21 protein-coding genes and 1 other annotated feature are annotated in these 25,849 nt (G+C 31.0%); of the genes, 4 read left to right on the forward strand and 17 right to left on the reverse strand.

Annotation, left to right across the window (positions count from 1 at the left end; all coding sequences use genetic code 11):
- Positions 1–185 precede the first annotated feature (185 nt).
- The 5 genes from V6137_RS05060 to V6137_RS05080 form a co-directional block, all read right to left on the reverse strand.
- Positions 186–1,667: a DUF7922 domain-containing protein gene (locus tag V6137_RS05060; protein ID WP_425446802.1), complete on the reverse strand. Its 1,482-nt coding sequence runs from the start codon at positions 1,665–1,667 to the stop codon at positions 186–188.
- 309 nt (positions 1,668–1,976) lie between these two features.
- Positions 1,977–2,843 carry a 16S rRNA (adenine(1518)-N(6)/adenine(1519)-N(6))-dimethyltransferase RsmA gene (rsmA, locus tag V6137_RS05065; protein WP_425446803.1) on the reverse strand — a complete coding sequence of 289 codons (867 nt, stop codon included), beginning with the start codon at positions 2,841–2,843 and terminating at the stop codon, positions 1,977–1,979.
- On the reverse strand, positions 2,843–3,379 hold the full coding sequence (rnmV, locus tag V6137_RS05070) for a ribonuclease M5 (protein ID WP_425446804.1): 537 nt from the start codon (positions 3,377–3,379) through the stop codon (positions 2,843–2,845). Before rnmV ends, rsmA begins: the two co-directional genes overlap by 1 nt.
- A gap of 199 nt (positions 3,380–3,578) precedes the next feature.
- Positions 3,579–4,580, reverse strand: a complete 1,002-nt coding sequence (locus V6137_RS05075) for a resuscitation-promoting factor (RefSeq protein ID WP_425446805.1) — start codon at positions 4,578–4,580, stop codon at positions 3,579–3,581.
- A 286-nt stretch (positions 4,581–4,866) separates the two neighbouring features.
- Positions 4,867–5,340, reverse strand: a complete 474-nt coding sequence (locus V6137_RS05080) for a hypothetical protein (protein WP_425446806.1) — start codon at positions 5,338–5,340, stop codon at positions 4,867–4,869.
- 177 nt (positions 5,341–5,517) lie between these two features.
- Between V6137_RS05080 and V6137_RS05085 the strand changes: the two genes are divergently transcribed.
- Positions 5,518–7,638: a methyl-accepting chemotaxis protein gene (locus V6137_RS05085; protein WP_425446807.1), complete on the forward strand. Its 2,121-nt coding sequence runs from the start codon at positions 5,518–5,520 to the stop codon at positions 7,636–7,638.
- A gap of 71 nt (positions 7,639–7,709) precedes the next feature.
- Here V6137_RS05085 and V6137_RS05090 read toward each other — a convergent pair whose 3' ends face one another.
- From V6137_RS05090 to V6137_RS05110, 5 genes are all read right to left on the reverse strand, one after another.
- Positions 7,710–9,389, reverse strand: coding sequence for a methyl-accepting chemotaxis protein (locus V6137_RS05090; protein WP_425446808.1), 1,680 nt, complete (start codon positions 9,387–9,389; stop codon positions 7,710–7,712).
- A 360-nt stretch (positions 9,390–9,749) separates the two neighbouring features.
- Positions 9,750–10,523 carry a TatD family hydrolase gene (locus V6137_RS05095; RefSeq protein WP_425446809.1) on the reverse strand — a complete coding sequence of 258 codons (774 nt, stop codon included), beginning with the start codon at positions 10,521–10,523 and terminating at the stop codon, positions 9,750–9,752.
- Positions 10,524–10,978: 455 nt separating this feature from the next.
- Positions 10,979–12,925: a methionine--tRNA ligase gene (gene metG / locus V6137_RS05100; RefSeq protein ID WP_425446810.1), complete on the reverse strand. Its 1,947-nt coding sequence runs from the start codon at positions 12,923–12,925 to the stop codon at positions 10,979–10,981.
- 225 nt (positions 12,926–13,150) lie between these two features.
- Positions 13,151–13,394, reverse strand: a binding site (T-box leader).
- A gap of 78 nt (positions 13,395–13,472) precedes the next feature.
- Positions 13,473–15,083 (reverse strand): RDD family protein, encoded by a 1,611-nt coding sequence (locus V6137_RS05105; RefSeq protein ID WP_425446811.1) that lies wholly within the window; start codon positions 15,081–15,083, stop codon positions 13,473–13,475.
- Positions 15,084–15,202: 119 nt separating this feature from the next.
- Entirely contained in the window at positions 15,203–16,516 is a 1,314-nt protein-coding gene (locus V6137_RS05110) for a nucleotide sugar dehydrogenase (RefSeq protein ID WP_425446812.1), read from the reverse strand.
- A 222-nt stretch (positions 16,517–16,738) separates the two neighbouring features.
- Here V6137_RS05110 and V6137_RS05115 point away from each other — a divergent pair, with 222 nt between their 5' ends.
- Positions 16,739–17,596: a glycosyltransferase gene (locus V6137_RS05115; protein WP_425446813.1), complete on the forward strand. Its 858-nt coding sequence runs from the start codon at positions 16,739–16,741 to the stop codon at positions 17,594–17,596.
- A 65-nt stretch (positions 17,597–17,661) separates the two neighbouring features.
- The gene (locus tag V6137_RS05120; RefSeq protein ID WP_425446814.1) at positions 17,662–18,267 is read left to right on the forward strand and encodes a class I SAM-dependent methyltransferase; all 606 of its coding nucleotides are present in this window, start codon (positions 17,662–17,664) and stop codon (positions 18,265–18,267) included.
- A 65-nt stretch (positions 18,268–18,332) separates the two neighbouring features.
- On the opposite strand, the gene V6137_RS05125 is transcribed toward V6137_RS05120, so the two are convergent.
- Genes V6137_RS05125 through V6137_RS05135 form a run of 3 tightly spaced genes read right to left on the reverse strand, consistent with a single transcriptional unit; the run spans position 18,333 to position 21,234 of the window.
- Positions 18,333–19,451: a DegT/DnrJ/EryC1/StrS family aminotransferase gene (locus V6137_RS05125; protein WP_425446815.1), complete on the reverse strand. Its 1,119-nt coding sequence runs from the start codon at positions 19,449–19,451 to the stop codon at positions 18,333–18,335.
- Positions 19,448–20,485: a dTDP-glucose 4,6-dehydratase gene (gene rfbB / locus V6137_RS05130; RefSeq protein WP_425446816.1), complete on the reverse strand. Its 1,038-nt coding sequence runs from the start codon at positions 20,483–20,485 to the stop codon at positions 19,448–19,450. The genes V6137_RS05125 and rfbB overlap by 4 nt, the downstream gene beginning before the upstream one ends.
- On the reverse strand, positions 20,482–21,234 hold the full coding sequence (locus V6137_RS05135; protein WP_425446817.1) for a sugar phosphate nucleotidyltransferase: 753 nt from the start codon (positions 21,232–21,234) through the stop codon (positions 20,482–20,484). Before V6137_RS05135 ends, rfbB begins: the two co-directional genes overlap by 4 nt.
- 145 nt (positions 21,235–21,379) lie before the next feature.
- On the opposite strand from V6137_RS05135, the gene V6137_RS05140 reads away from it, so the two are divergent.
- A complete protein-coding gene (locus V6137_RS05140; protein ID WP_425446818.1) occupies positions 21,380–22,075 on the forward strand; it encodes a glycosyltransferase in 696 nt (231 codons plus the stop codon).
- 250 nt (positions 22,076–22,325) lie between these two features.
- Here V6137_RS05140 and V6137_RS05145 read toward each other — a convergent pair whose 3' ends face one another.
- The 4 genes from V6137_RS05145 to V6137_RS05160 all read right to left on the reverse strand — a co-directional run bounded on the left by V6137_RS05145 (position 22,326) and on the right by V6137_RS05160 (position 25,830).
- Positions 22,326–22,988 carry a NeuD/PglB/VioB family sugar acetyltransferase gene (locus tag V6137_RS05145; RefSeq protein ID WP_425446819.1) on the reverse strand — a complete coding sequence of 221 codons (663 nt, stop codon included), beginning with the start codon at positions 22,986–22,988 and terminating at the stop codon, positions 22,326–22,328.
- Between the two features lie 13 nt (positions 22,989–23,001).
- The gene (locus tag V6137_RS05150) at positions 23,002–23,535 is read right to left on the reverse strand and encodes a spore maturation protein (RefSeq protein WP_425446820.1); all 534 of its coding nucleotides are present in this window, start codon (positions 23,533–23,535) and stop codon (positions 23,002–23,004) included.
- Position 23,536: 1 nt separating this feature from the next.
- Positions 23,537–24,112, reverse strand: a complete 576-nt coding sequence (locus V6137_RS05155) for a nucleoside recognition domain-containing protein (RefSeq protein ID WP_425446821.1) — start codon at positions 24,110–24,112, stop codon at positions 23,537–23,539.
- Between the two features lie 497 nt (positions 24,113–24,609).
- A complete protein-coding gene (locus V6137_RS05160) occupies positions 24,610–25,830 on the reverse strand; it encodes an HD domain-containing protein (protein ID WP_425446822.1) in 1,221 nt (406 codons plus the stop codon).
- Positions 25,831–25,849: the final 19 nt, after the last annotated feature.

Consider the following 25,849-nt stretch of genomic DNA (forward strand, 5'->3'; position numbering starts at 1 on the left):
TGCCGCCGACTTCCTTCAGATTCCACCTCACGGTGGACACCCTTGTCTTCAGCTAGCACCTATATCACCTTCGGTGTTCGGGACTTTCACCCTATAGACTGTGTCCATGCTGGGCACACATAAAAAAGGATTTTGCCTAGGCAAAATCCTTTTTTGCTTAAACTAAAACTAAGACTTAAACTCAATTATCTCCTTGGTTTTGTTGGGGTTAATGGGGTTACTATTTTACCGCTTAGTGGCTCTATATGTAGTAACCAATATCCTACTTTTTCTGTACTTTTCATTTTACTTTCCACCCAAGTTACAAAGCCAGTTGTACCCCTATAGGGTTGATCTGATAGTGTGAATCTGCCAGGCACTCCATAAACATAATACTTTATATCGTTATCCTGTTCTAATATTCCAAATATATAGTGATCATATCTTCTCATTAGACTTTGACAAGTTGTTGTTCTAGACATAAATGGATAGGGATAGTACATATTTACCATATAATTATAAAATGGTAAAAAACCTTTATAGGCATTTTTCTCATCATATTCAACTTCCCAGAATCTATAATTTTCTAAAGAATACTCGAATGGCTCAACCTCTTGAAAAAATTTAAGTATATTTAAAGTATAATTAGCTACCTGTTCAGCATAATTTACAGCCCTATTATCATAACCCATATTTCCGTTTATGGAGTATCCATACCTATTATATTTATTATGAAAATTTGTTTCATTATCTTTAATATTCTTTTGTTCTTTCACATAGTAGTCATCCATTTTTCCCTCTATAGTCATATAGCCATCTTGGTTTTTTATATTATTAACTCTATGCTCTTCATATCCTACATCTATAGTTTCATCTTCCATATCTTTTTTCTTCATATGACCATTGACATTATCTTCTTCTATGTTCTCTTTCTGTTTAGCCTTATTCCTTAATACATTACTTTCAATACCCCTAATAGCTCTAACCTCTTCATGCCCCTCTTCTTTTGTCTCCCAATATCCTTTTCTTACCTCTTCTTCATATACATCATCATTCATCTCTCTTTCTACTCCAGTCTCTGTATCTTCTATTTCTTCCTTCTCTTCTCTTTTAATCTCTATATCTTTTCTTTCTTCTTTCTTATTTACACTTTCTTCTCTACTTAACTCCTCTACTTCATCTTCAATCTCTCTTTCTACTTTAATCTTTGTATCTTTTACTTCTTCTTTAGCCTCTATATCTTCTACTTCCCCTTTCTTCTTTACACTTTCTTCTTTATTTAAGTTTCTTATTATCTTTTCTATATCATATTTTTCCCCATCAATGTAACCATATAATAGAACCTCAATATCGTTATGTTGCTTTTTCCCTATTAAAACGGTAGCAAATTCATCTATTGATAAATTAGTTTTAAGAACATTTTCTGGATTGAACTCTGTTGATACATTTCCTCTTCCATTATCAGTTATGGGAATCACACCCATATCAACCCAAGTCATATTATTATCTTTAGATACTAAGTACCCTCTATAGATGTCATCCTTATTACCCTTAAGTCCCTCAACATTAAAGCTAACTTTTCCCCGTCCATTTCTCACCTCTATTTTTGTATGCCCTTTAACTTTACTATTAAAAACCTTCTTTCTACTTTCTAATATTATAAACTTTCTTAAGTATTTTTTAGCCACACTACTTCCCTCCTTTCAATCCTTATTATCAATATATGTGAAAGTAGGGGAATAGTTTACAAAAAAATAATAGTGAGCCAAAAGCAAGGCTCACTATTATTTTTTTGTAATTTTAAATTTTAAATTATAAATTAAAAGATAGAAACAAAGGCACCTTCGGTGCTCCTTTGTTCAGTTTAAGGTGCAGATACCAAGGAATTGACAATTCCATAGTTCAATGAGCTGTGGGATTACGAATCCCCCAGCAACTAAAAGTAAGTTTACTATTATACTATATAGTCTTAAAATCATCCTGAATATATTCAGACCCTACATAATACTTTCTATATGATTAGCTAGCTTAGCGTATTCCTCTATTGTCAAAGTTTCTGCCCTTCGTTTAGGGTCTATATCACAGCTTTCAAGGGCATTTCTTATATCATCCTTTTCTAGACCTAAGGTACTTTTACTTAGAGAGTTTAATAAAGTTTTTCGTCTTTTACTAAAGGCTGCCCTTACTATATTAAAAAATAATTTTTCATCCTCCACATTAACTTTAGGCTTATTATATACATCTAGACTTATAACCGCTGAGTCTACATTTGGTTTTGGTATGAACACATTTTTCGGTACATCTACTATAATATTTGCATCACAATAATATCCAACCGCTATTGATAATGAACCGTAGTCCTTGGTTCCAGGTCCTGATTTCATTCTATATGCCACTTCTTTTTGTACCATTACCACTATTTTGTCAATATCAAGCCTCTCTTCTAGTAACCTCATAATTATTGGAGTAGTAATATAGTAAGGTAGATTGGCAACTACCTTTACTTTTTTATTATTAAATTTATCTTGAAATAGCTCCTTTAAATCTATCTTGAGTACATCCCCATTTATAACTTCAAAATTATCATAATTTTCTAAAGTTTCATTAAGAACTGGTATTAACCTCTTATCAAGCTCTATTGCAATAACCCTTTCTGCCCTTTCACAAAGTTCCTGGGTAAGGGTACCTATTCCCGGTCCTATTTCTAGTACATAATCATCCTTTGTTATATTTGATCCGTCACATATATTATCTATAATATTTCCATCTATTAAAAAGTTCTGACCTAAACTTTTTGAAAACCTAAACCCATACTTATTAATTATTTCTTTTGTTTTACTTGGGGTATATAATTTTTTGTCCATTACCCATCTATCCTCCTAATAGCATCATTAAATTCCTCTCTTGTTATGCCATAGTTATTTAACCTTTTTAAAAACTGCTTAGAATTACAATACCCTATTCCCAGTATTCTACCTAATTTACCCCTTCTATTTGAAGAGCCCTCTATTCCTATTAGTTTATGTAAGAATAGGTCTGTTCTTTTAAACTCAGTTCTACTATCAGTTGATTCTACCCTTACCCTTTTAAGGGCATCTATTATATCTTCAGGCTTTGCATTTTCGATCCCCACATTATCCCCTTTAATAGCTTTGTCCTTAGGTAAAAAAGCATGTTTGCAATTTTTTACTTCCCTTGAAATCATTTTTCTTATCTTCTCCCCTGGATAGTCAGGATCTGTAAATATTATTATTCCCTTATTCTTAGCAGCTAATTTTATTCTCTCCATAACACCCTTTGGAAAGCCCAAGCCTCCAGTTGTTATTATTTCAGCATCAACGGCCCTCTTTATAGCCGCAACATCGTCTTTTCCTTCCACAACTATAACTTCCTTAATCAAATTTTTATCCTCCTTTTACTTTCTTATATATTATTATATCAATATATTTTGTATCTATTGGGTATTTTATAATATTTCCAACCTCTTGCTATCAATAAATTATCATTTATTGATGGTATTTGCAACAAATTATAAAAGATAATCCAAGGTACAGAGAGGAAAGTACAGTAAAAGAGGGCTGGATATATCCAGCCCTCTTTTACTCTAGTATATAAACTCTAACTCTTCTTAACCCAAAATCTAATGCTTTTTTTCTATTTTTCATGAATAGGTCTATTCTTTTTCCCTTTATTGCTCCCCCAGTATCCTCTGCTATTGCGTATCCATAATCTTTAGTTCCGTCTAATGATTTTATATAAATTTTAGTTCCTAGGGGAATAATTTTGGGATCTACGGCTACAACTCCAGGTCTTACTTTAGTTCCTGAAGCAGTTATGCCATAATATTTATCTCCGGGCCTTTTCCCTGTACTTTGATAGGATAAATCATAGGCACTGGCAGTCATATCTATGTAGCTTCTATAGGTAACTCCACCCCTAGAGGCTACAAAATAATTTTTACTCCCCTTTTCTATTATCCTATTAGTAGGAGTTTCCTTTATATTTTCTTTAACCAGCACTTCTTCCTTAAGGTCTCCATTTTCATATATCTTTTTTACTTGTATAGTCTTTATTCCATTTTTACCTTTTTGTATCTCCTTACTATCACCTAATGCTAAAGAATCATTGGATTTAGTTAAGGTTCTATAGGGTATCTCTTCTTTATAATTTTCTACTATTTCATCTACCTTAGTTACTTTTATCTCTAAACCTTTTTTAATTTTGTCTTGTAATAATGGGGTTACTTTATCATTATCATCAATAACTATATTCAAATCTTCTAGCAAGGATTTTACATCTTTATGGTTTGAATTCGTTTCTATTTTTTTATTACCATTATAAACAGTAACAGGTACAGCCCTCCTTATTACAATTTCCATACCGTCGGTTAATTTGTCCTTTAGTCCAACATTTATATAATCACCTTCACCAATGTTAATGTTATTGCCAATTAATAGTTCTTCGGCACTAGATGCCATGGTATTAAAGGCAACCTTCTCATCATCTATTATAACCTTAACTTCATTAAATAAATGGCTATAAATGCCTAGTCCTATAACCATAATAATTATAACAAAGAATATAATCTTTTTTTTACCCATTTTCTTACCTCCTTATTTAACCACCTAGATAAGTTTATTTTAAAAATAATGTTTTGTCAAATTTTTAGCATTTTACTGTTGTCATCCCAGATATTACTATTATTGCTATTACTATCTCTATATTATATTAATTATATCCCATATATTTCTTTTTATTCATAAAAAAAATGCCTAAGGGCATTTTTGTACAGAGTCCAAGGTGCAAAGGACATAGAAGTAATGGGCCCATAAATAAAAGGGACCCTAGGTCCCTATTTAAATTATATACACATTATATACTATATACTTATCTTCTAGGATTCATAGGATCCATTGGATACATTGGATAGTCCTCACCCATATCTGGCATCATTGGATAATTAGGGCATGGTTGATAGCCCGGAGACATGGGTTGCTGATAGTCCATACCTGGCATCATTGGATAATTAGGACATGGTGGATACATATTTTGTTGCATACATTTCTCCATACAACTTCTCATACATTCCATCATCATAGGATTCATACCCATACCACCCATACCTGGCATAGTTGGATACTGGGGATACTGAGGGTACTGAGGGTACTCAGGATACCTAGGACATTCTGGCTGTCTAAATTCAGGCATTGTAGGTTGCCTAGGGGGCATTGGATAGTCTATTGGCTCCCTTCTTGGTGTTTCGGGACATTCTATTGGTTCTCGTCTTGGTGGTTTAGGACATTCTATTGGTTCTTTAGGTGTCTTCTTTTTTCTATCATCATATTTTCTAGATTTTCTCATTAAATCAACTCCTTAATATGCTTTAATCTATCTATTAACATTATATGAAAACTAATAAATGGTGTTACTATAGATGTCTGTGAAATTTAACTTAGATTTTACATGTAAAAAAAGGATATTGGAGTTTTTTGTCGAATATTGTATTGTGGTGAAATAGCTCTAAAGGAGGCTAATATAATGAAAAAATTTAAAATCAATAGAAAAACTTTTAGTAAAATCAGTTATAAGATTGTATTTGCTATTCTGTTTTGTTCTATTATAATTTCTACAATAGTAGGATTAACAGGATATATTAAAAGTAATAATATTATTACAAAGGAGTCCAAGGAAAAGCTTGAGTATATGTCTAAATATTATGGTAGCGATTTTAACAGAGATTTTGAAAAGGTTGAAGATATAGCAAATAATCTTAAGTATTTAATAACTTCTAAATTTAATGTTGAGGAGTTAAAAAACAATTCTAATTACTTAGAAGAATTCAAGGAAAATATAAGTCCAATAGTAAAGGAAATAGCCCAGGAAAGTAGTAGTGCCAAATCTGCATATATATACTTCAATTGGGAGTTAACAGGAGAATCCCATGATTTATATTATATAGATCATGACAAGAACGGTACAGTGAGTAGACAAGCTCAAGTGGACATTTCCTTTTATAAAGAGGGTCCAACAACAGATGATCCTAAATCTTGGTGGTTTAAACCTATAGAAGAAAAAAAAGGTGTATGGACTGATCCCTATGTTTGGGAATTTGATGATGGTACCAGCGATATTTTTGTATCATATACAGAGCCGGTTTTTATTGATGACAAATTAATAGCTGTTATCGGAACAGACTTTATGTTTGATGATATGAATGAAATAATATCCAATCTAAAGATATATAACTCAGGATATGGATTTTTAATGAATAGTAACGGTGACTTTTTAATCCATCCAGAGTTTAAAGGTCAAAATTTTAAGACCATGGCAGATGGTAAATTTTCTTCAATAGCTAAAGAGATGTTAAGTAATGACTTTGGTATAACAACATATAAACTAACAGATGGTAAAGAGAAAATAACATCCTATACAAAGTTATCAAATGGATGGGTTTTCGGTATAACCCCACCTAGAAGTGAAGTTTTTTCAGGATTAACCTCCCTAAGAAATCTAATTATAATTATTCTTATAATAGGTCTAATATTATCATCTATCTTAGCTACTGGTGTGGGACGAATTATATCCAAACCCTTAACAACAATATTTAACCACTTAGATAAAATTTCAACAGGAAACTTTAAAGTTTCACTTCCTAAAAAATATTTAAAAAGAGATGATGAAATTGGAAGTTTAGTTAAGTCCCTACTTAATATGCAGGATAATCTAAAGTCCCTTATAAGTAATTCTAAGGTAACAGCTCAAAGAGTAAATGTAGCTTCCCATTCACTGGCTTCATCTAGTGAAGAAAGTAGTGCCTCTGCTGAAGAAATATCCCAGTCAATAGATGAAGTATCAGTAGGGGCATCGGAACAAGCCCGGGATGCAGAAAACACTAATATGCTAATGATAAAACTTAGCGAATCCTTTAATGAGTTATCCCTCAACGGGAACAATATATTGTCAAGTATTAAAAGTGTAATTAACGACAATATAAAGGGTGTTAATTTAATAAGAGACTTAAAAAGTAAGAATGAGTTTAATAATAATTCCATAGATAATATTGAAAGGTCAATTAATAAATTAAGTAATAAAATAATGAACATAGAAAATATTCTAGAGACTATAACATCTATTTCAGACCAAACTAATTTACTTGCATTAAATGCTAGTATAGAAGCTGCAAGGGCCGGGGAAGCTGGCAAAGGTTTTGCCGTTGTTGCCAATGAAATCCGTAAACTAGCTGAACAATCTAATGGTTCTGCTGAGAAAATAAGTAAAATAATTTATGATATACAAGATGAAAATGCTAAAACATCTAAGCTAATGGATGAAGTGAAACTTAGTTCTTCAGAACAAACTAAGTGTGTTGATTCTGTCAATATATCTTTTGAGAGTATTTCCCAGTCTATTGAGGATATTAGTAACGAAATTGATAAAACCACCATGCTTATTAGGGATATGAACAATAGTAAAGAAAAAATACTTAGTTCAGTAGAGAGTATATCCGCCATATCAGAAGAGACTGCTGCAGCTTCTGAAGAGGTAAATGCATCAATGAAAGAACAGGCAAATACAGTTGAAGAGGTTACTAAGCTGGCAGAAGAATTAAATAGTTTATCAGATAAATTACAAAGGGAAATAGATAAATTTAAAGTATAAACATTATCACTAGTAAAATTTGTTCTAAATAAAACCCTAGGGACATAATATATACCCCTAGGGTTTTATATTTAGATATTAAACTTATCTATTTTACCTTTCAGTTCTTTAGCTAAATCTCTTAGTTTATCACAATAGCCATTTACTTCCTCCATGGCAGCAAGTTGTTGCTGTGTAGATGCTGATACCTCTTCAGTTGATGCTGATGTTTCTTCAGATATTGCTGAGATACCTTCTATACTGGAAACCAACTTATCCTTTTTGCTTTTCATATCTGTATTAAGTGTTTCTATATTATTTATTCTATTTTTTATTTCATTTATTCCTTCGTATATACTGTTAAAAATATTTTTTGTCTCTATTACAGTCTCATCTTGCTCCTTGGATATTTCTTTATTAATCTCCATTAGGTTAACGGCACTTTCAGATTTACTTTGCATATTGGAAATAAGATCCCCTATTTTATCGGTTGCGTCATTTGTTTCCTGGGCAAGCTTTCTTATCTCTTCAGCAACTACAGAGAAGCCTTTTCCAGCATCTCCAGCCCTTGCGGCTTCTATGCTTGCATTTAGCGCAAGTAACTGGGTTTGTTCCGCTATTGAATTAATGGTTTCCGTTATAACACCTATATTATTGGAACTATCATTAACTTCTGTCATAACATTTCTGACATTTTTAGAAGCTTCATTTCTTTCTGTAGACTTTTTAGTTAATATATTAACTATCTCTAGACTTCTTTTATTCCTTTTTTCAAGACTTTCAAATATATTCCCCATATCATCTATTGATGTTGCGATTTCATCTATACTACCGGATAATTCCACAGCATTTGTAACACCTTTTTCAGTTTCATTTGCCTGTTCGGAGATACTTCTTGCTATCTCATCCATGGTTTTAGCAACCTCATTTGCTCCCAGCTTAGTATCTTCAGTTATATCTGAGAGGGATATGGAGGAATTGGATACAATTTCACCTGAAGTTTTAACGTCCTTTATTAGACCCTTTATACTATCTAGCATATTATTTAGCCCTTTGGATATATGACCTAGTTCATCATCGGTTTTTATGTTACACTGGACATCTAAATTACCCTTTTCAACTTCTTTTATTACACCTTCAATCTTCTTCATTCTATTGGTTATCCTTTTTATAAAGAAGTAATAAATAATCGAAGCTATAACTACTATAACTATAGTTAATATTATAATCTGAAGGGTGAGCTTATTTAATTCCTTTTCCACAATACCCTTATCTATGCCGGTTCCAAACATTCCTATTACCTTTCCCTGTTTACTTTTTATAGGTATGTATTTAACATATAACTTTTTCCCTAATAAGGTCATTTCTCCTATATATTCTTTGCCATCTTTTAATACATCATTGGCTATATTTTCATTAACAGTATTTCCTATTAGTCTATTATTATCTTTCTTTCTCATACTTGTGGCTACACTTTTATTTCCCAAATATATGGTGGAATATGCCCCAGTATCCTCTTTTATTTTATCAAATATGGCACTACTATCACTTAATAAATTCCATCCTTTATAGAGTTTACCACTTTTCTCTTGCCAGTACCCTGAATACCTCTCATTTAATAGACTAAATCCCAATTTAGAGATAGAATTCATCTTATCCCTTACTACTATTTTCGATATCATCATATTGGTTGTTAATATAATTGTTGTTGTTAATAAACATAAAAGCACTATGTTTATTAAAAGTAATTTTCCTTTTAATTTAAATTTCAAAATAACCTCTCCTTTTGATACAAAATAATATTTTTTACATTTTTTTATGTTTTTTGCTAGTATATTCTACCATACAACATAATTTATTAAAATATACCGAAAGCCCTATAGTAATACATTGTTAAATTATTGAAATAAAATATTTAAAAGGTTCTATTGAAATAAATAAGTTTTTATCTAGGTTTTATATGAAAAAATAAGGGTTAATATTATTTGTAATAATACTAAATGATATCGTTTTTTAATTTTAAATTAAATATTTGTAAAGTATGTGGAGATACTTTGGAAATTATAAAGTACAAAAATTTTACGCAAAAAAAGAAGGGACTAGATGTGCTTAGTCCCTACATAATTTATTCTTTATTTTTCATTTATTTTAAATAGTTTTTTTGTGTTTTCAGCGGTTTTTTTCATCACCTTTTCAAAGGATATTCCCTTAAGTTCTGCTATCTTACCTGCTATATATCTAACATTTAATGGTTCATTTCTTTTTCCCCTATGGGGTTCTGGGGTAAGATAGGGTGAGTCGGTTTCTATAAGGATATGGTCTAGGGATATTTCCTTTGCAACTTCTTTAGGCTGCTTTGCATTTTTAAATGTTATAGGCCCAGAAAATGAAATGTAAAATCCCATATCTATATATTTTTTAGCCATTTCAGTACTGGATGAGAAACTATGGATAACCCCTGTTAACTTTCCATCGTATTCTGAAGATATTATGTCATAGGTATCCTTATGTGCCTCTCTATCATGGACTATTATGGGAAGATTTAGTTCCTTGGCTAGTTTTATTTGCTCTCTAAATTTCTCTTTCTGTATATCCCTTGGAGAATTATCATAATGATAATCAAGTCCTATTTCCCCAATGGCAACTACCTTCCCCTTTTTAGATAAATCCCTAAGTAAACCTATGGTGTCTTCTCCCATATTTTTTGCTTCATGGGGATGGATTCCCACAGCTGCATATATGTTATCATATTTCTCTGACATATTAACAGATTTTACCGACGATAAAAAATCAGCCCCGGGATTTATAACTATATCAACATCATCTTCTTTTAAGCTTTTTATTATTTTATCTCTATCTTTATCAAATCTACCATCATCTAGATGGGCATGACTATCGATTAGCATTTTTATTACACCCCCTTTACCGAGGCAGGACCTCGGAATTTTAAATTGTAAATTTTAAATTATAAATTGGTACTTTTTCTTAGTTTTTGGTTGTTAGTTGCTTTTATTCTTTTAATGGGTTTTATTTTCAGCTCTTTTCCGCCGCTTTCAGGGCGGGGAGTCTGGGCATGCCCAGACCCTACATTGTTTGGTTACTGGGGGATTACGAATCCCCCAACAACAGAAATGAGGTTATTTCTTAGTTTTTGGTTATTAGTTACTTTTGTTTTTTATTAGTTTTGTTTTCGGCCCTTTTCGCCACTTTCAGGGCGGGTGGACTGGGCATACCCAGTCCCTACATCCGCCGAAGCAGTGGCTGAATATATTCAGCCTCACATAATGAAATTTTACGACCCTAGGGAGTAAAATCTCATTAACTGTCCACTGTCAATTGTCAACTGTCAACTGATTTAAAGTTATCTTAACTCTGCTCCACTTTCTATATCTTCAAGTACAGATGCCAGTGTAAGTTTCTTATCCTTCTCAGCAGAAAGTATCATACCATGGGACTCTACTCCCCTAAGTTTTATTGGCTTGAGATTGGCAACTAATATTACCTTTTTACCTACTAAATCCTCTGGAGAATAGTATTTAGCTATGCCTGATACCACTTGTCTTTCCTCTTCTCCAACCTTAAGTTTAAATACCAATAGTTTATCGGCATTTGGATGTTTTTCACAGCTTAAAACCTCTGCTACCCTCATCTCTACCTTATCAAAATCATCTATCGTTATTAAATTATCTTCCACCTTTTCTTCCTCCTTTTTGCCTTTTCTTTTAGCTATAAAGTCATCATTTATTTTAGTTAATTTTTTTAGTTCTTCATCTATCTTAAGTCTTGGGAACATTACCCCGTCTTTTTTAACCTTAAGACCTGTGGGAAGTTTTCCCCAGTCAAATAAATCATTCCATTCTGTTCCTTGACCATGGTCAAGTCCCAATTGTCTCCATATACTATTTGATGTATCCTCCATAAATGGTCTTATTAAAACAGATATGATTCTAATGGATTCAGAAAGATTATATAATACTGTATCTAATCTATCCTTTTTATCCTCCTCTTTAGCTAATATCCATGGTGTTGTTTCATCTATATATTTATTGGTTCTTCTTATAAGCTTCCATATTTCTTCTAAACCATTGCTAAAGTCAAGATTATTCATATACTCTTCTAACTTAGGCGCTACTGATAATGCAATATCTTTTAGGTCATTATCAACTTCTTCACATTCCTTAGCCTCTGGCATAATTCCACCGTTATATTTTTCAACCATAGTCACTGTTCTACTTACGAGGTTTCCTAGGTCATTGGCAAGGTCTGAGTTTATTCTCCTTAGGAATTTTTCGTTTGTATATTCCCCATCACTACCAAATGTGAATTCTCTAAGTAAGAAATATTTTAATGCATCTTTACCGTAAAGATCTATTATAGGTTCGGGATATACTATATTTCCTTTCGATTTTGACATCTTATCTTTTCCAAATAATATCCACCCATTGGCAAATACCTTTTTAGGTAAAGGCTCACCTAATGCCATAAGAATACTTGGCCATATTAAAGTATGGAATCTAACTATTTCTTTACCTATTAGATGAACATTGGCAGGCCAATATTTTTTATAATCATGGTCTATTTCATCAAGATACCCTAGGGCACTTATATAATTACAAACTGCATCAAACCATACATATATGGTGTGTTCCTTATCAAAAGGTACTGGAATACCCCAATCAACAGTTGTTCTACTTACACACAGGTCATCAAGTCCTGGTTTTAGGAAGTTATTTATCATTTCATTTTTACTAGATAAGGGCTTTAGAAAGTCTGGATTTTCTTCAAAATGCTTTATAAGTCTATCTTGATATTTTGATATCTTAAAGAAATATGCTTCCTCTTTAGCCTTCTTAACTGGCCTGTTACAATCGGGACAATTACCATCTTCTAATTGGGTTTCCGTCCAAAAGGCCTCACAGGGTGTACAATAGTACCCTTCATATTCACTTTTATAGATGTCTCCCTGTTCATATAATTTATTAAATATTTTTTTGACTGTTTCTTCATGATACTCATCGGTTGTTCTTATGAATATATCGTAGGTTATGTCTAAAGTTTTCCACAGCTCTTTTATATTAGCAACTATTTTATCCACATATTCCTTAGGTTTTACACCTATTTCTGTTGCCTTTTCCTGTATCTTCTGTCCGTGCTCATCGGTTCCTGTTAAAAACTTTACATCATAACCAGTGAATCTTTTAAACCTAGCCATAGCATCAGCCGCCACAGTTGTATATGTATGACCTATGGTTAAATTATCACTGGGATAATATAGTGGTGTTGTAATGTAGTAATTTTTATTCTCCATTTTTGTATACCTCCCTTATTTTTTTAGAGAATAGATAATAAAGAATAAAGAATAGATTTGGTGCAAAGTGGCCTTTGCCACTTTGTTTTTATTTAATTTCTTTGGTTGGGGGATTACGAATCCCCCAACAACAGGAATTTTTACGACCATAGGGAGTAAAATCTCCTTATTTATTCTTTATTCTCTATTCTTTATTCTTTGCATTAAAAAAATCCCCCGTCTCAATATAGAGACGAAGGATGATTTCGCGGTACCACTCTAGTTTTTCTAAACTTCACAGTTTAGAACTTATCAGGTTATAATATATAACCCTGTGATTTTAACGGTCACAACTCCGATATAGCCTACTTAAGGGTTCAACTATATAGTTCATGGGCCATCTTCAGCTTAACATCTATGGTCAGATTTCACCAATCCTGACTCTCTGGGCATAGAATTATAAACCTACTCTTCCAATCAACACTTTTATAATATATAAATTTAGTATAATCTGTTTTATGAAAAATATACATGACTTTATTTTATTTGTCAAGGGATTTATTTTTTCTTACCATATAGAACCTATCTTATTTGCTAGCTTTTCAATAATATACCCTAACTTATCCCTTTCATATATTTCTATTTTATTGTCATTTATAATAATCAATTTCTTATTATCATTGCCCCTTATATCATATACCCCTAACAAATAAATCTTATTTAAACCCTTTAAATCTGATATTTTTGTTACTTCCCCTTTTCTACTTTCATATATACCATTTAAACCTGACTTTTCTATCTCGGCCATTCTATAATACCAAGCGGTTTCTTCATAATCCCTAGTTCCTATTGTTATTATTAATTCATCTCTTCCATTATTATCTATATCAGATACCTTAATATCTGTTGACTTTAGATCTATAGCATTTCCATCCCTACTATTAGGTAGATCTTCTATTTCATAATTACCATTATTGTATTCAAATTTATTTAACTTCATACTTCCATTAGGGTCAAATAGATATAATTTTTCTTTACCACCAAATCTACCCTTTATTAATATTTCAGTGGTTTTATGGGTGTTAGTATATACCCTTTTCTTATTAATACCGGTTATCTTGCCATTTTCTAAGATAATCTTTTGAAACTCACTTGTATTAAGATGTTCTACTAACTGAAGTATTAAACTATTCTTTCCATTTTCCTTTATTATTTCTAAGGAACTTCCAGGTCTGCCGTTGAGACTTTTCCCATATAATACTTTACTATCCTTTAATACTAAGCTATTATTATTTAATGTATATAAGTTTAACTTCTCTATGGCTTTGTTATCTTTTGGCTTATTATATCTTGATACAGTAAATATATCTAAGGTCCCATCATTATCTATATCCATAACCTCAAAATCATTTATATGGATACTTTTAAAACTTTCTTTTATCTCCTCAACCTTAATAGTATTTTCCAACTTAATAGTGTTATCTAAGCTAAATACTTTTAAATATATATTATCTTCATCTGATATAAATACCATAAGTTCATCTTTATTATCATTATCTATATCACATATTTTACTATTTTCTGTATTTGAGTATCCAAAGTCAGATTCTATAGTATCTATTTTTTCAAACCCTAACATATCCGTGTTATCTGTTATTTCAAACAATAGACCATATAGTATTAGTAAAATAGATAAAACTACAGCTATTACTTTAAATACCTTTCTTTTTTTAGTATATATAATCTCTGATTTTTGTAATTCTTCCTTGGCTATAGGTTCATTATCAACCTCTATAACTATGGTATTAGCGGTTATATCATGCCATGTTTGATTGTTATATCCATGAAAATACCATAAATATCCTATATATAAAGGTAGCATCGATATAACCTTTGTAATATTTCTTATTATTGATTGCTTAATAGATAGTTTATTTCCAGTATAACTTACCACTTTTAGCCCTAATATCATTTTACCTAAAGTAGCTCCATATAGATATATAAGTATGATTTCATATAGATGTGGAATTAATAACATCATAAAATATAAGTATATGTTGTCTGTTGATGTTATTATCCATGTTAATATTGCTAATAATATGCCATCTATAAACTGAGCAAAAAACCTTCTCCAAAATGATCCATATTCTATTGATGATGACCCTTCAAACTTTATCATAACATCCCCCCTTTGGAATATTATAACATATTTTATTATAATAAAGGGTTAAGAATGAAAGAAAGATTAGCTAAAGTTACTACTCTAACTTACTATTCTTAACTCTTTATTACTAATTATTATAACCCCCAGTATATATATCCTAGTTTTTCTGCTACCTTATTATTAAATATTCTTTTTATATCTATTAACACCTTATCTTCTTTGTCTCTATACATAGCTTCTATATCTTCAAAGGTTAAAGCATTAAAATCATCATGTCCTACAGTAAAAACTAGAGCATCCATATCCTTTATATCTTCTAAGTCACATAGCTTAATATTGAGTATATCTAGGGTTTCATCATAATCGGCTACGGGGTCATAGACCCTTATGTTTATCCCATTATCCTTTAGACCCTTTATTATATCTATTACCCTAGTATTTCTTATGTCGGGACAATTTTCTTTAAAGGTTATTCCCATTATAGCAACATTTAAATCGTTAATATGTTTATATTTTTCCTTTAATTTATTTATGATATTTGCCGTTACAAACTCTCCCATATAGTCATTTATCATCCTACTTCCTGTTAACACCATGGGGTTATATCCTATTTCTGAAGATTTGAATATTAAATAATAGGGATCAACGCAGATACAGTGTCCCCCAACTAATCCAGGACTAAAATCTATAAAGTTCCATTTAGTTTTAGCAGCCTTAATAACTTCCTTAGTATCTATATCCATATTATTAAATATTATTGCCATTTCATTAATAAAGGCTATATTAATATCTCTTTGGGAATTTTCTAATATTTTAGCAGCCTCAGCTATTTTTATGGTATCTGCCCTATATACTCCGGCATCAATTATCATCTCATATGTCTTAGCTATAGTATCTAAAGCTTCCTTATCCATTCCAGAAACTATTTTAGTTATTTTATTTAATGTATGAATCTTATCTCCTGGATTTACCCTTTCTGGGGAATAACCAACTTTAAAGTCTATACCACATTTAAGTCCCGATTCTCTCTCAAGTACTGGTATACATACATCCTCTGTGACCCCTGGATATACTGTTGATTCGTATACTACAATTGAACCCTTTGACATATTTTTACCAACAGTCTTACTGGCATCAATGATATACTTTAAATCCGGTGTTTTATCTTTGTTTATAGGTGTTTGTACTGCCACTATATGAAATTTAGCCCCTTTAATTTTTTTATCATCGGTGGTAAAATCTATATTAGCTTTTTTTAAAGCCTCATCCCCCACTTCCTTTGTTCCATCTATTCCCTGTTTATATGTTAAAATTTTTTTCTCACTTTTATCATAACCTATAACATCTGTAACTTTAGAAAAGGCAACAGCCAATGGCATACCAACATAACCAAGACCTATTACTGAGATTTTCTCTTGTCTTTTCTTTATTCTTTCATATAAATCCAATTTCATCTCCCCTTTATTTAACACTTTATCTATTTAGAGAATATTAAACTCTTTTTCTAATATTGTATGCCTTTATTTTTGTTAGGTGAGAGGAAAGGTAGCTTATGGGCTTGACAACCAGATTTTTAGTACGATAAAAAAACATGTGCATAAGATATAGTAGAAAATGGTTAATATTACTTGCAGTAAATCCTATAATATCCTTTAATTTGAGGTGAAAAAATGTATGGTAAGGACATTAAAATAAAAATAAATATAAATGAAGAACCGGTAAAATGCAGGATTCCAAGTACCATCACTAAACCTGTAAATAATTATCCCAGTAATTTAGTTAAAAAAAGTCTAAAAAATAATTTTAATATATATTCTAAAAAATCTAAGGATAAATCCCCTGGGGTTACAATCATAACTAGCACAAAACGGAACAAGTTTATAGATAGGGTTTTTGATAACTATAAAAGACAAAACTATAGTAATAAAGAACTTATTATTATATTAAATAAAAATGATATGGATTTATCAAAATGGAAAAAGAAATCAGAAAAATATAATAATATCAGGATATTTAAAGTTGATGAAAATGAACCCTTAGGAGTTTGTCTAAACTTTGGAGTTACTAAAAGAAAGTATGATTATATGGCAAAGTTTGATGATGATGACTATTATGGACCAGATTACTTGGTTAATATGATGGAGGAGTTTAAAAATACCGATGCCCATATAATTGGTAAGGATAATTATTTTGTATACTTTGAAAATGATAATATTTTAGCAGTTAGAAAAAGAAACAAACAAAACCGCTTTGTAAATCATGTGGCAGGTTCAACCCTCGTTATAAAAAAAGAAGTTCTTAATAAGGTTAAATTCGATAGTAAATTAAAAAGAGGGGTCGATACAAAATTCCTTAAAGATTGTAAAAAACAAGGCTTTAAAATATATTCATCGGATAAATATAATCATGTGGTTTGCAGACGTCCAAACTTAGATGAGCATACCTGGCAAATAAGTCAAAAAGATTTTTTAAGAACATTAAAATATATTGCCCATACCGATAATTTCGAGCCCTATGTAGTGAGATGAGATTGAAAAATATATGACAACACCCATATAGGATAATAAATTTATCATTGTAAAGGAGTTTTAAGATGTGTGATTATTTAGATTTGATTAATAAAGTTAATATAAAAAAACCCCCTGGTATTAAAACTAAAAAATGGAGTTTTTATCATAAAGATACTCAAAAAGAAAGAATGGCTGCCATGATGGATTTTGACTATGGAGATAAGGTTTTAGAAATTGGATGCTGTATAGGCTTTTTGGGAGTTTTAATTTGTAAATATAATGAAGGTATCAAAAATTATACTGGTATTGATTTAGATAAGGATTATATAAAAATAGCCAATAAGCTATCTAAAGTAAATAATCTATCTAAAATAAAATTTATGGTGGCTAACGGATGTAATATAAATGCTATTGATGACGATAATTTTAATACGATCATTATGGCGGAAATATTAGAACATTTACACTGTCCTATGGATATGTTATTAGAAGCTAGAAGGGTATTATGTAAAAATGGAAATATTATAATAACGGTACCTTCTAAGGGTGCCTTACCCCCTAGCAAAGAACCGGAACACGTTCAAGATTTTTCGGTAAGTGATATGAAAAATTTAATATCTAAAGCTAAACTTAAATTAATAAAACACTTTAAGGTTAATAAATGGGAGTTCTATTTGACTAAAAAATAGGCTGGGGGATTAGAATGCCCCCAGCAATTTAATTTGTCTAAATATACTTAGAAGGTAAACTTGGGCTATCTAGATAGTTTCTTTAAATATTTAATGATTTTACTAACTATATAATCTATTTCCTCTTCTTTTAGGCTATTATATAAGGGTAGGGCTATGGTTCTCTTGCTTACTGTTAAAGTATTTGGAAAGTCATTTTCCCTATACCCTAATTTATTGGCTATATGGGGTTGAATATGGATGGGAGCAAAATATGGCTTACATCCTATCCCCTTCTCTATTAAATAGTTAATTAAGTTATCCCTATCTATACCTTCCTCTACTTGTATAGTATAAATAAACCAACTCATTTTAGTAACATTCTTATCTATATAGGGAGTTTTTATTCCATCTATATTTTTTAATTTTTCATTGTATAATTTAGCGACTTTTCCCCTTTTTATTAATATTTCATCTAGCCTATCCATCTGTGCCACCCCAAGGGCAGCATTAAGTTCGCTCATTCTAAAGTTATATCCTAATCTTTCATGTTGAAACCATGAGTTTGATGATGCTCTACCTTGGTTTTTCATACTTCTACATAAATCTCCTATTTCTTTATCATTGGTTATAACCATGCCCCCTTCCCCCGTCGTAATTTGTTTATTTGGGAAAAATCCAAATACTGACCCATGGGCTAAGGTCCCTGCTTTATAGCCCTTATACTCTCCTCCTATAGCCTCACAGGCATCTTCTATTACCTTTATGTTATATTTATCTGCAATATCCATTATCCTTTCCATATTAACTGGCTGCCCGAAAATATCAACGGGTAAAATAGCTTTAGTTTTTTTAGTAATCTTTTCTTCTATTTTGTCAATATCTATGTTTAAAGTTTTAGGGTCAATATCAACAAAAACAGGGGTTGCCTTTTCAAATAGAATGCAATTAGTAGATGCTATAAAGCTAAAGGGAGTAGTTATAACCTCATCCCCCTCTTTTATCCCTAAAGCCCTAATAAGAAGATGAAGTCCACTGGTTCCACTATTTACTGAAATAGCTTCTTTTACTTTAAAATATCTTTTAAATCTATCCTCAAACTCAGCTGTCTTTTCCCCCATACTTAGCCATCCTGAATTTAAAACTTCATTAACTAAATTTACTTCTTTTTGTGATATATCTGGCTTTGATAAAGGTATTTTCATATCAAATCACCTAATTTCTTATCCTTATTTTTTACCTTATCTAGCCATTCTTTATTTTTTAAATACCATTTAATGGTTTTTATTATCCCCTTGTCAAAGGATAAAGTAGGCTCCCAACCGATTTTTCTTATTTTATTTGGATCTATAGCATATCTTCTATCATGACCTTTTCTATCTTCAACATATTCTATTAAATCTTCTGTTATACTTTTATCAAAGTTTTCTTTTAAATAATTTATAATTGTTTTTATAACATAAATATTTGCTTTCTCATTATGGCCTCCTATATTGTATATCTCTCCAATTAATCCTTTTTTAATAACCATATCAATTGCTCTACAGTGGTCATCTACAAACAACCAATCCCTTATATTTAGCCCATCTCCATAAAGGGGAATTTTTCTTTTATTTATACAATTATCAATAACTAGTGGAATTAATTTTTCAGGAAATTGGTAGGGACCATAATTATTTGAACATCTAGTTATGTTTATAGGCATTTTATATGTGTCATAATATGCTTTCACTAGTAAGTCAGCCGATGCTTTACTTGCCGAATAGGGACTATGGGGATCTAATTGCGTTTCTTCAGTAAAATATTCATCATCTTCAACAGAACCATATACTTCATCTGTTGAAACTTGTAAAAACCTTTTACCTTCCTTAAAGTTTCCCCCATTCTCCCAATAATCCTTTGAAACATTAAGAAGATTCCCTACACCTAATATATTGGTTCTAATAAATACTTCAGGACTTTTTATGCTCCTATCAACATGGGATTCTGCTGCAAAGTTAATAATATAGTCAACTACATTTTCATTAAATATCTTTTCTATTAACCATTTATCACATATATCTCCCTTAATAAATTCATATCTATTATCATTAAATAAACCCTTTAGATTTTCTAGGTTTCCTGCATAGGTTAATTTATCAATATTAATGACTTTTATTTCTTTATAGTTATTTAATAAATATCTTATGAAATTTGAGCCTATAAACCCTGCACCACCAGTTACTAAATAGGTCTTCATTCCATATCTCCCCCATTGACTTTTAATATATCGGCCAAATCTATATCATTAGCTAAATTATTAGCTGTATGCAAGGAACTAAACGTACCTGCATCGATCCACCAACCTTTTAAAGTATCATAGGTTAATAAACTATTTTTTACATACCAATTATTTACATCAGTTATTTCTAACTCTCCCCTATTTGATGGCTTCAATGTTTTTACTACATCAAAAACCATTGGGTCATACATATATATACCCGTGACACAATAATTAGTTTTGGGGATTTTGGGCTTTTCTTCTATATCTATTATCCTATCCCCTTCAATATTGGCAATCCCATACCTTTTAGGGTCATTAACCTCTTTTAAAAGTACTTTTGCCCCCTTATCTTGTTTCATAAACTTTTTAACATATTGGTTTATATTATCTTTAAAAATATTATCACCTAATATTACTAGACTTTTATCATCTCCTACCACTTCTTCACAAACTCCTAAAGCCTCAGCTATACCTCCAGGTCTATCCTGGATTTTATATATAAGGTTTAATCCAAATTCCTGTCCATTTCCAAGTAAACTTGTTATTTGTCCCATATGCTCCCTTCCCGAGACAATAACAATGTCTTTTATCCCAGTTTCTTTTATTTTAGCTAATAAGTGGAGTATCATCGGATATCTTCCTATGGGAAGTAAATTCTTATTTATTACCTTAGTTAAAGGAAATAATCTAGACCCTGTTCCACCGGCTAAAATAATACCCTTCATCATAAACACCTCTCTTTTAAAAAGATTAACTATCTACTTGTATTTTATGTAAGTGTTTTACCTTTGTTCCCATAAGCCCTCACTATTAGTAACTATTCTAGATTTTCTACATATTTTATATTGAGAAGCTCAAAGGAGTGATATTGTGAGTAAAAAAATAATTGTAAATAGTATATTTAATTCCTTAAAGGGTTATAAAAAGGGATTAAAAAAGGAATGGATAGATTATAGGATTAAAATATTTATGAATTTTACTTTAAAAAGTTTAAAAAAACAAACCAATCAAAACTTTCTAGCATTGGTCCAGTATGCACCTGAAACTAAAGACCTTATAAAAAATGCTTTATCTAAGTATAATAAGCTACCTAAAAACGTAAGGTTTGTAACCCCTGATGAATATGATAAAGAGGTTATAAAGAATATAGGTGGTCATAAATATTTATATGAGGTTAGATTAGATTGTGATGATATGTATCATAAAACCTTTATAGAACAACTTCATAATCATACTCCTAAAAAAAACACCCAAGTTTTAATGTGTCAAAATGGGTATTTATATGACTCAGTAAATAATAGACTAGCTAGATTTCCTTATAAGTCATCTAACTATTATGCAAATATATATAGGGTTAAAGATTATTTGAAGGGACAAAGATATAAAAGAACCCCCCACGGTCATATTCTAGATAAATTTATATGCGAAACAACTAACAAACCCAATTATATCCGCCATGCCCATTTAAAAAATAACCTAACAACCTTTGAACGCTACAATTTTAAAAAAAGTGCAATAATAAATGGTAATAATAAAATTAAAAAAATTTTAAAAGAGTTTTTCTAAGATAAGGAAGGGGAAACCCTTCCTTCCTACTTTACAAATATATTTAAACAAAGTAAGCAGAAATGGGAGCCATCCCGCAGGATTTGTGAAAATATAGAATAAGGGAGAAAATCGTTTGAATTCCACTGTCTGAGCGTAGCGAGTTTGGAATTCTATTTTCGACCGTTTCTCTATATTTTCCAAATCCCAGGACTGGCGGACATTTCTGCTTACTTTGTGGATACGGCGGAAGAACTATACATCCTTCCTTTTATAAATAACTATCTCCTATCTCTCTAGATTTAATAACCTTTGCTGGCACACCATAGGCAACTTTAAAATCCGGTATATCTTTTAGTACCAATGAACCTGCTCCAATAATTGAATGTTTTCCTATCTTTATTTTATGTATAATCTTAGCTCCTAAAGAAACAGCACTAAATCCGTCTATAAAAACATTTCCTCCAGTTGTACCATTAGGGGCTATACTTGAAAAATTTTCCATTTTATTATCATGGTCAATGGAACAATTTGTGTTTAAAATACAAAATTTCCCTATCTTTGTATTGCTGTTTATGGTCACTCCTGGCATTATTACAGTTCCTTTGCCGATTTCAACATTTTTACCAATTTGGGCCGATGGGTGAATAGCCTTTATATAGTTAAATTTAGGATAAATATTACTTATGTTTTTATACACTGTATATCTAGCCCAATTGTCTCCAACGGCAATTATTCCCCCTTTTAAATTATATTTTTCAATTAATTTAGGTATATCTTCTTCCCTTCCTAATACTTTATAGGACAGTGTTTCTTCTCCTACTTTCCTAAACCTATCTAGTAATCCTATTATATTATATTTTTTTTCCTTTTCTATTATATCTATTACTACTTTTGCCTGCCCTGAGGAACCTATAATTATTACATTTTCCATTAACGACCCCCCTTTATCTAAAAACCAAACTACAAACCACAACCGATGCTATGACCGCCGCTATGTGAGATATTAGGGCTGCCTTTAATGTATGTCTAGAATTTTTAATTCCCACCGCTCCAAAGTATACTGCCATAGTATAAAATATAGTTTCAGCAGAACCCATCATGGTAGATGCAACACGACCTATAAACGAGTCTGGTCCATAGGTTGTTACTATGTCCTCTACTATGCCTAAGGCTCCACTTCCCGATATAGGTCTCATTATAATAAGAGGAAATACTTCCTTAGGTATATTTATTAAGTTGAAAAATGGACTTAATAAGTCTGTTAAAATATCCATAGCTCCAGAACCTCTAAATATACCTATGGCTACAAATATAGCTATGAGATATGGCATTATTCTTATTGCTGTTTTAAAACCTTCTTTAGCCCCTTCTACAAAACAATCATATAAATTAACCCCTTTTATGTAGCCATGGATAAGTATTATTGATATTATAAAGGGAATTATTGATACTGATATTATCTCTAATATTTTTATCATACTAATTCCTACCTTCCAGTAGTTTTACACTTATTATTCCAACTATAGTAGACACAGTTGTTGCTATTAAAGATGTTCCTATTATCTCTGTGGGATTAATGCTTCCTGCGTCTGCCCTTATTTTCAAAACAGTTATTGGAACAAGTTGTATTGATGACATATTTATAACTAAAAACATACACATACTGTTTGTTGCTCTTTTTTTATTATTATTTAAGCTATTCATTTCCTCCATAGCCTTTATACCAAGGGCTGTGGCAGAGTTACCTGCTCCAAACATATTTGTAACCATATTCATTATTATCATACTTATGGCAGGGTGATTCTTTGGTATATCAGGAAATAGTAACTTGGTTATGGGTCTAAGTAGTTTTCCAAAGCCATCTATAAGACCAGATTTTTTTGCTATATTCATAAGACCAAGCCAAAGAGCCATTATCCCCGTAAGGCCTATGGAAAACTTCACGGCCTCTGTTGTGTCATTTATAACAACAGTATTTATAATATCTATTTTCCCTGTAAAAAGGGCTACTATTATTCCTGTAAATATTAGGAAAAACCAAATTATATTTATCAAAGTAGAAAACCCCCTGTGCCGAAGCAGGGCTTCGGAATTGTTAATTTTTAATTGTTAATTGTTAGCTTTGGTGAGTCCTAAGTTTTTGTTTTAGGCCACTGCTTCGGAATTTTAAATTGTAAATTTTAAATTATAAATTGTGGTGTTTCATGGTTTTTGGTTGTTAGTTAGTTTTGGGTTTTTATTAGTTCTGTTTTCGCCTCGTTCCCGCCACTTTCAGGGCGGGGGCTGAATATATTCAGCCTCTACATTGGCTTGTTACTGGGGGATTCGTAATCCCACAGTTTTGACCTTTTTCAGTTTTATTGGTTGGGGGATTACGAATCCCCCAACAACAGTAGCTTCGAATTCATTCGAAGGTTTTCTTCTCTATTCTTTATTCTCCATTCTTTATTCTTTATTTTTACCTTTCTTCTTTAAAATAAGTATATGTACAATTTTATTTGATAATGACAAAAGCCAGTGGAATAAATTCCACTGGCTTTTGTCATTAATTTTTATCTATTTTTGTATCTTGTCAAATAATTACTCACTATATATTCTATATGAATCTTAAATTTTTCCATGGGTTCCTCTGGATTTAATAATTTCCTTGTGGCTATTATATCGGCTAATGCTATTAGTAAAATATCCAGGGTTTCACTTTCCATTTTATTAAAGGCTTCGATTAAATTCTTATTGCTTAAGTCATTTTTCTTATAAAGTACTAGGGGAATCATATGATGTAATACTATATTATATAGTATATCCTGTTCTTTTTTAGATAGACCAAACCTTATGGCTATATCCTTTATCATATCTGCTCCGACCTTTTCATGGCCCCTAAATCTTGTACGTCCCGTTTCATCTACCCATCTTGCTGCTGGTTTTCCAACGTCATGGAAAAATGCCGCTAATTTTATTAATTGGAGTCTACTATGATTTTTATAAACCCTTTTCTGTGAGTATTTTTCATACTCTTCCCTTATATGTTTTTCAAAGTATCCATCAGTATATATTATATTTTCTACGGTTTTAAGGGTGTATATGGAGTGGGTAAGGGCATCTACAACATGATACTTACATTCCCCCACATCCCTCATTGTTTCTATTTCTGGAAATATAAATTCTAATATATTTAGCTCATACTCCATATATCTAAAATAATAGTAACTGTCCTTATAGCTTAATATGTTAAGAACTTCCTCTCCTATGTCTTTGGAACATATATTGGTTAACAAAATTTTATTATTTATTATTATGTTTTTAGTTTTATCACAAAGCTTAAATCTATACTTTGCCATAAGTTTTATAGCTCTTAGTAAGTTTATTGGATTTTTTAATAGTTTTTTTGAAGTATGTTTTATAATATTGTTTTTTATATCCTTTAATCCATCTAAGGGATCTATTATTTTATTTAAATCCATATAATCTTTTATATCAATAGCAACTGCCTCTATGGTAAAATGTCTATCTAATAATTCTTCCTCTATATTTTTATTAATAGACTCTATATTTAGTTCAATATCATTATATGATATATTTCCATCTGTTAGTTTTATTTTTTCTGTGGAGTTTGATAATATATTAACTAATTCTTTTTTATTACCCTTTACTAAGATTTTAATGTTTTTTGTTTCCCTGTTTAAAACTTTATCTACTAGATACCCATCTACTATATAAATTTCAATATGATTTTCTATGCTTATTTCTTTTAGTAAAGATAATATATACTCCACAGCAAAACCTCCTATTTTT

Source organism: Dethiothermospora halolimnae (assembly GCF_037577855.1).
GTDB classification, from domain to species: Bacteria; Bacillota; Clostridia; order Tissierellales; family VENL01; genus Dethiothermospora; species Dethiothermospora halolimnae.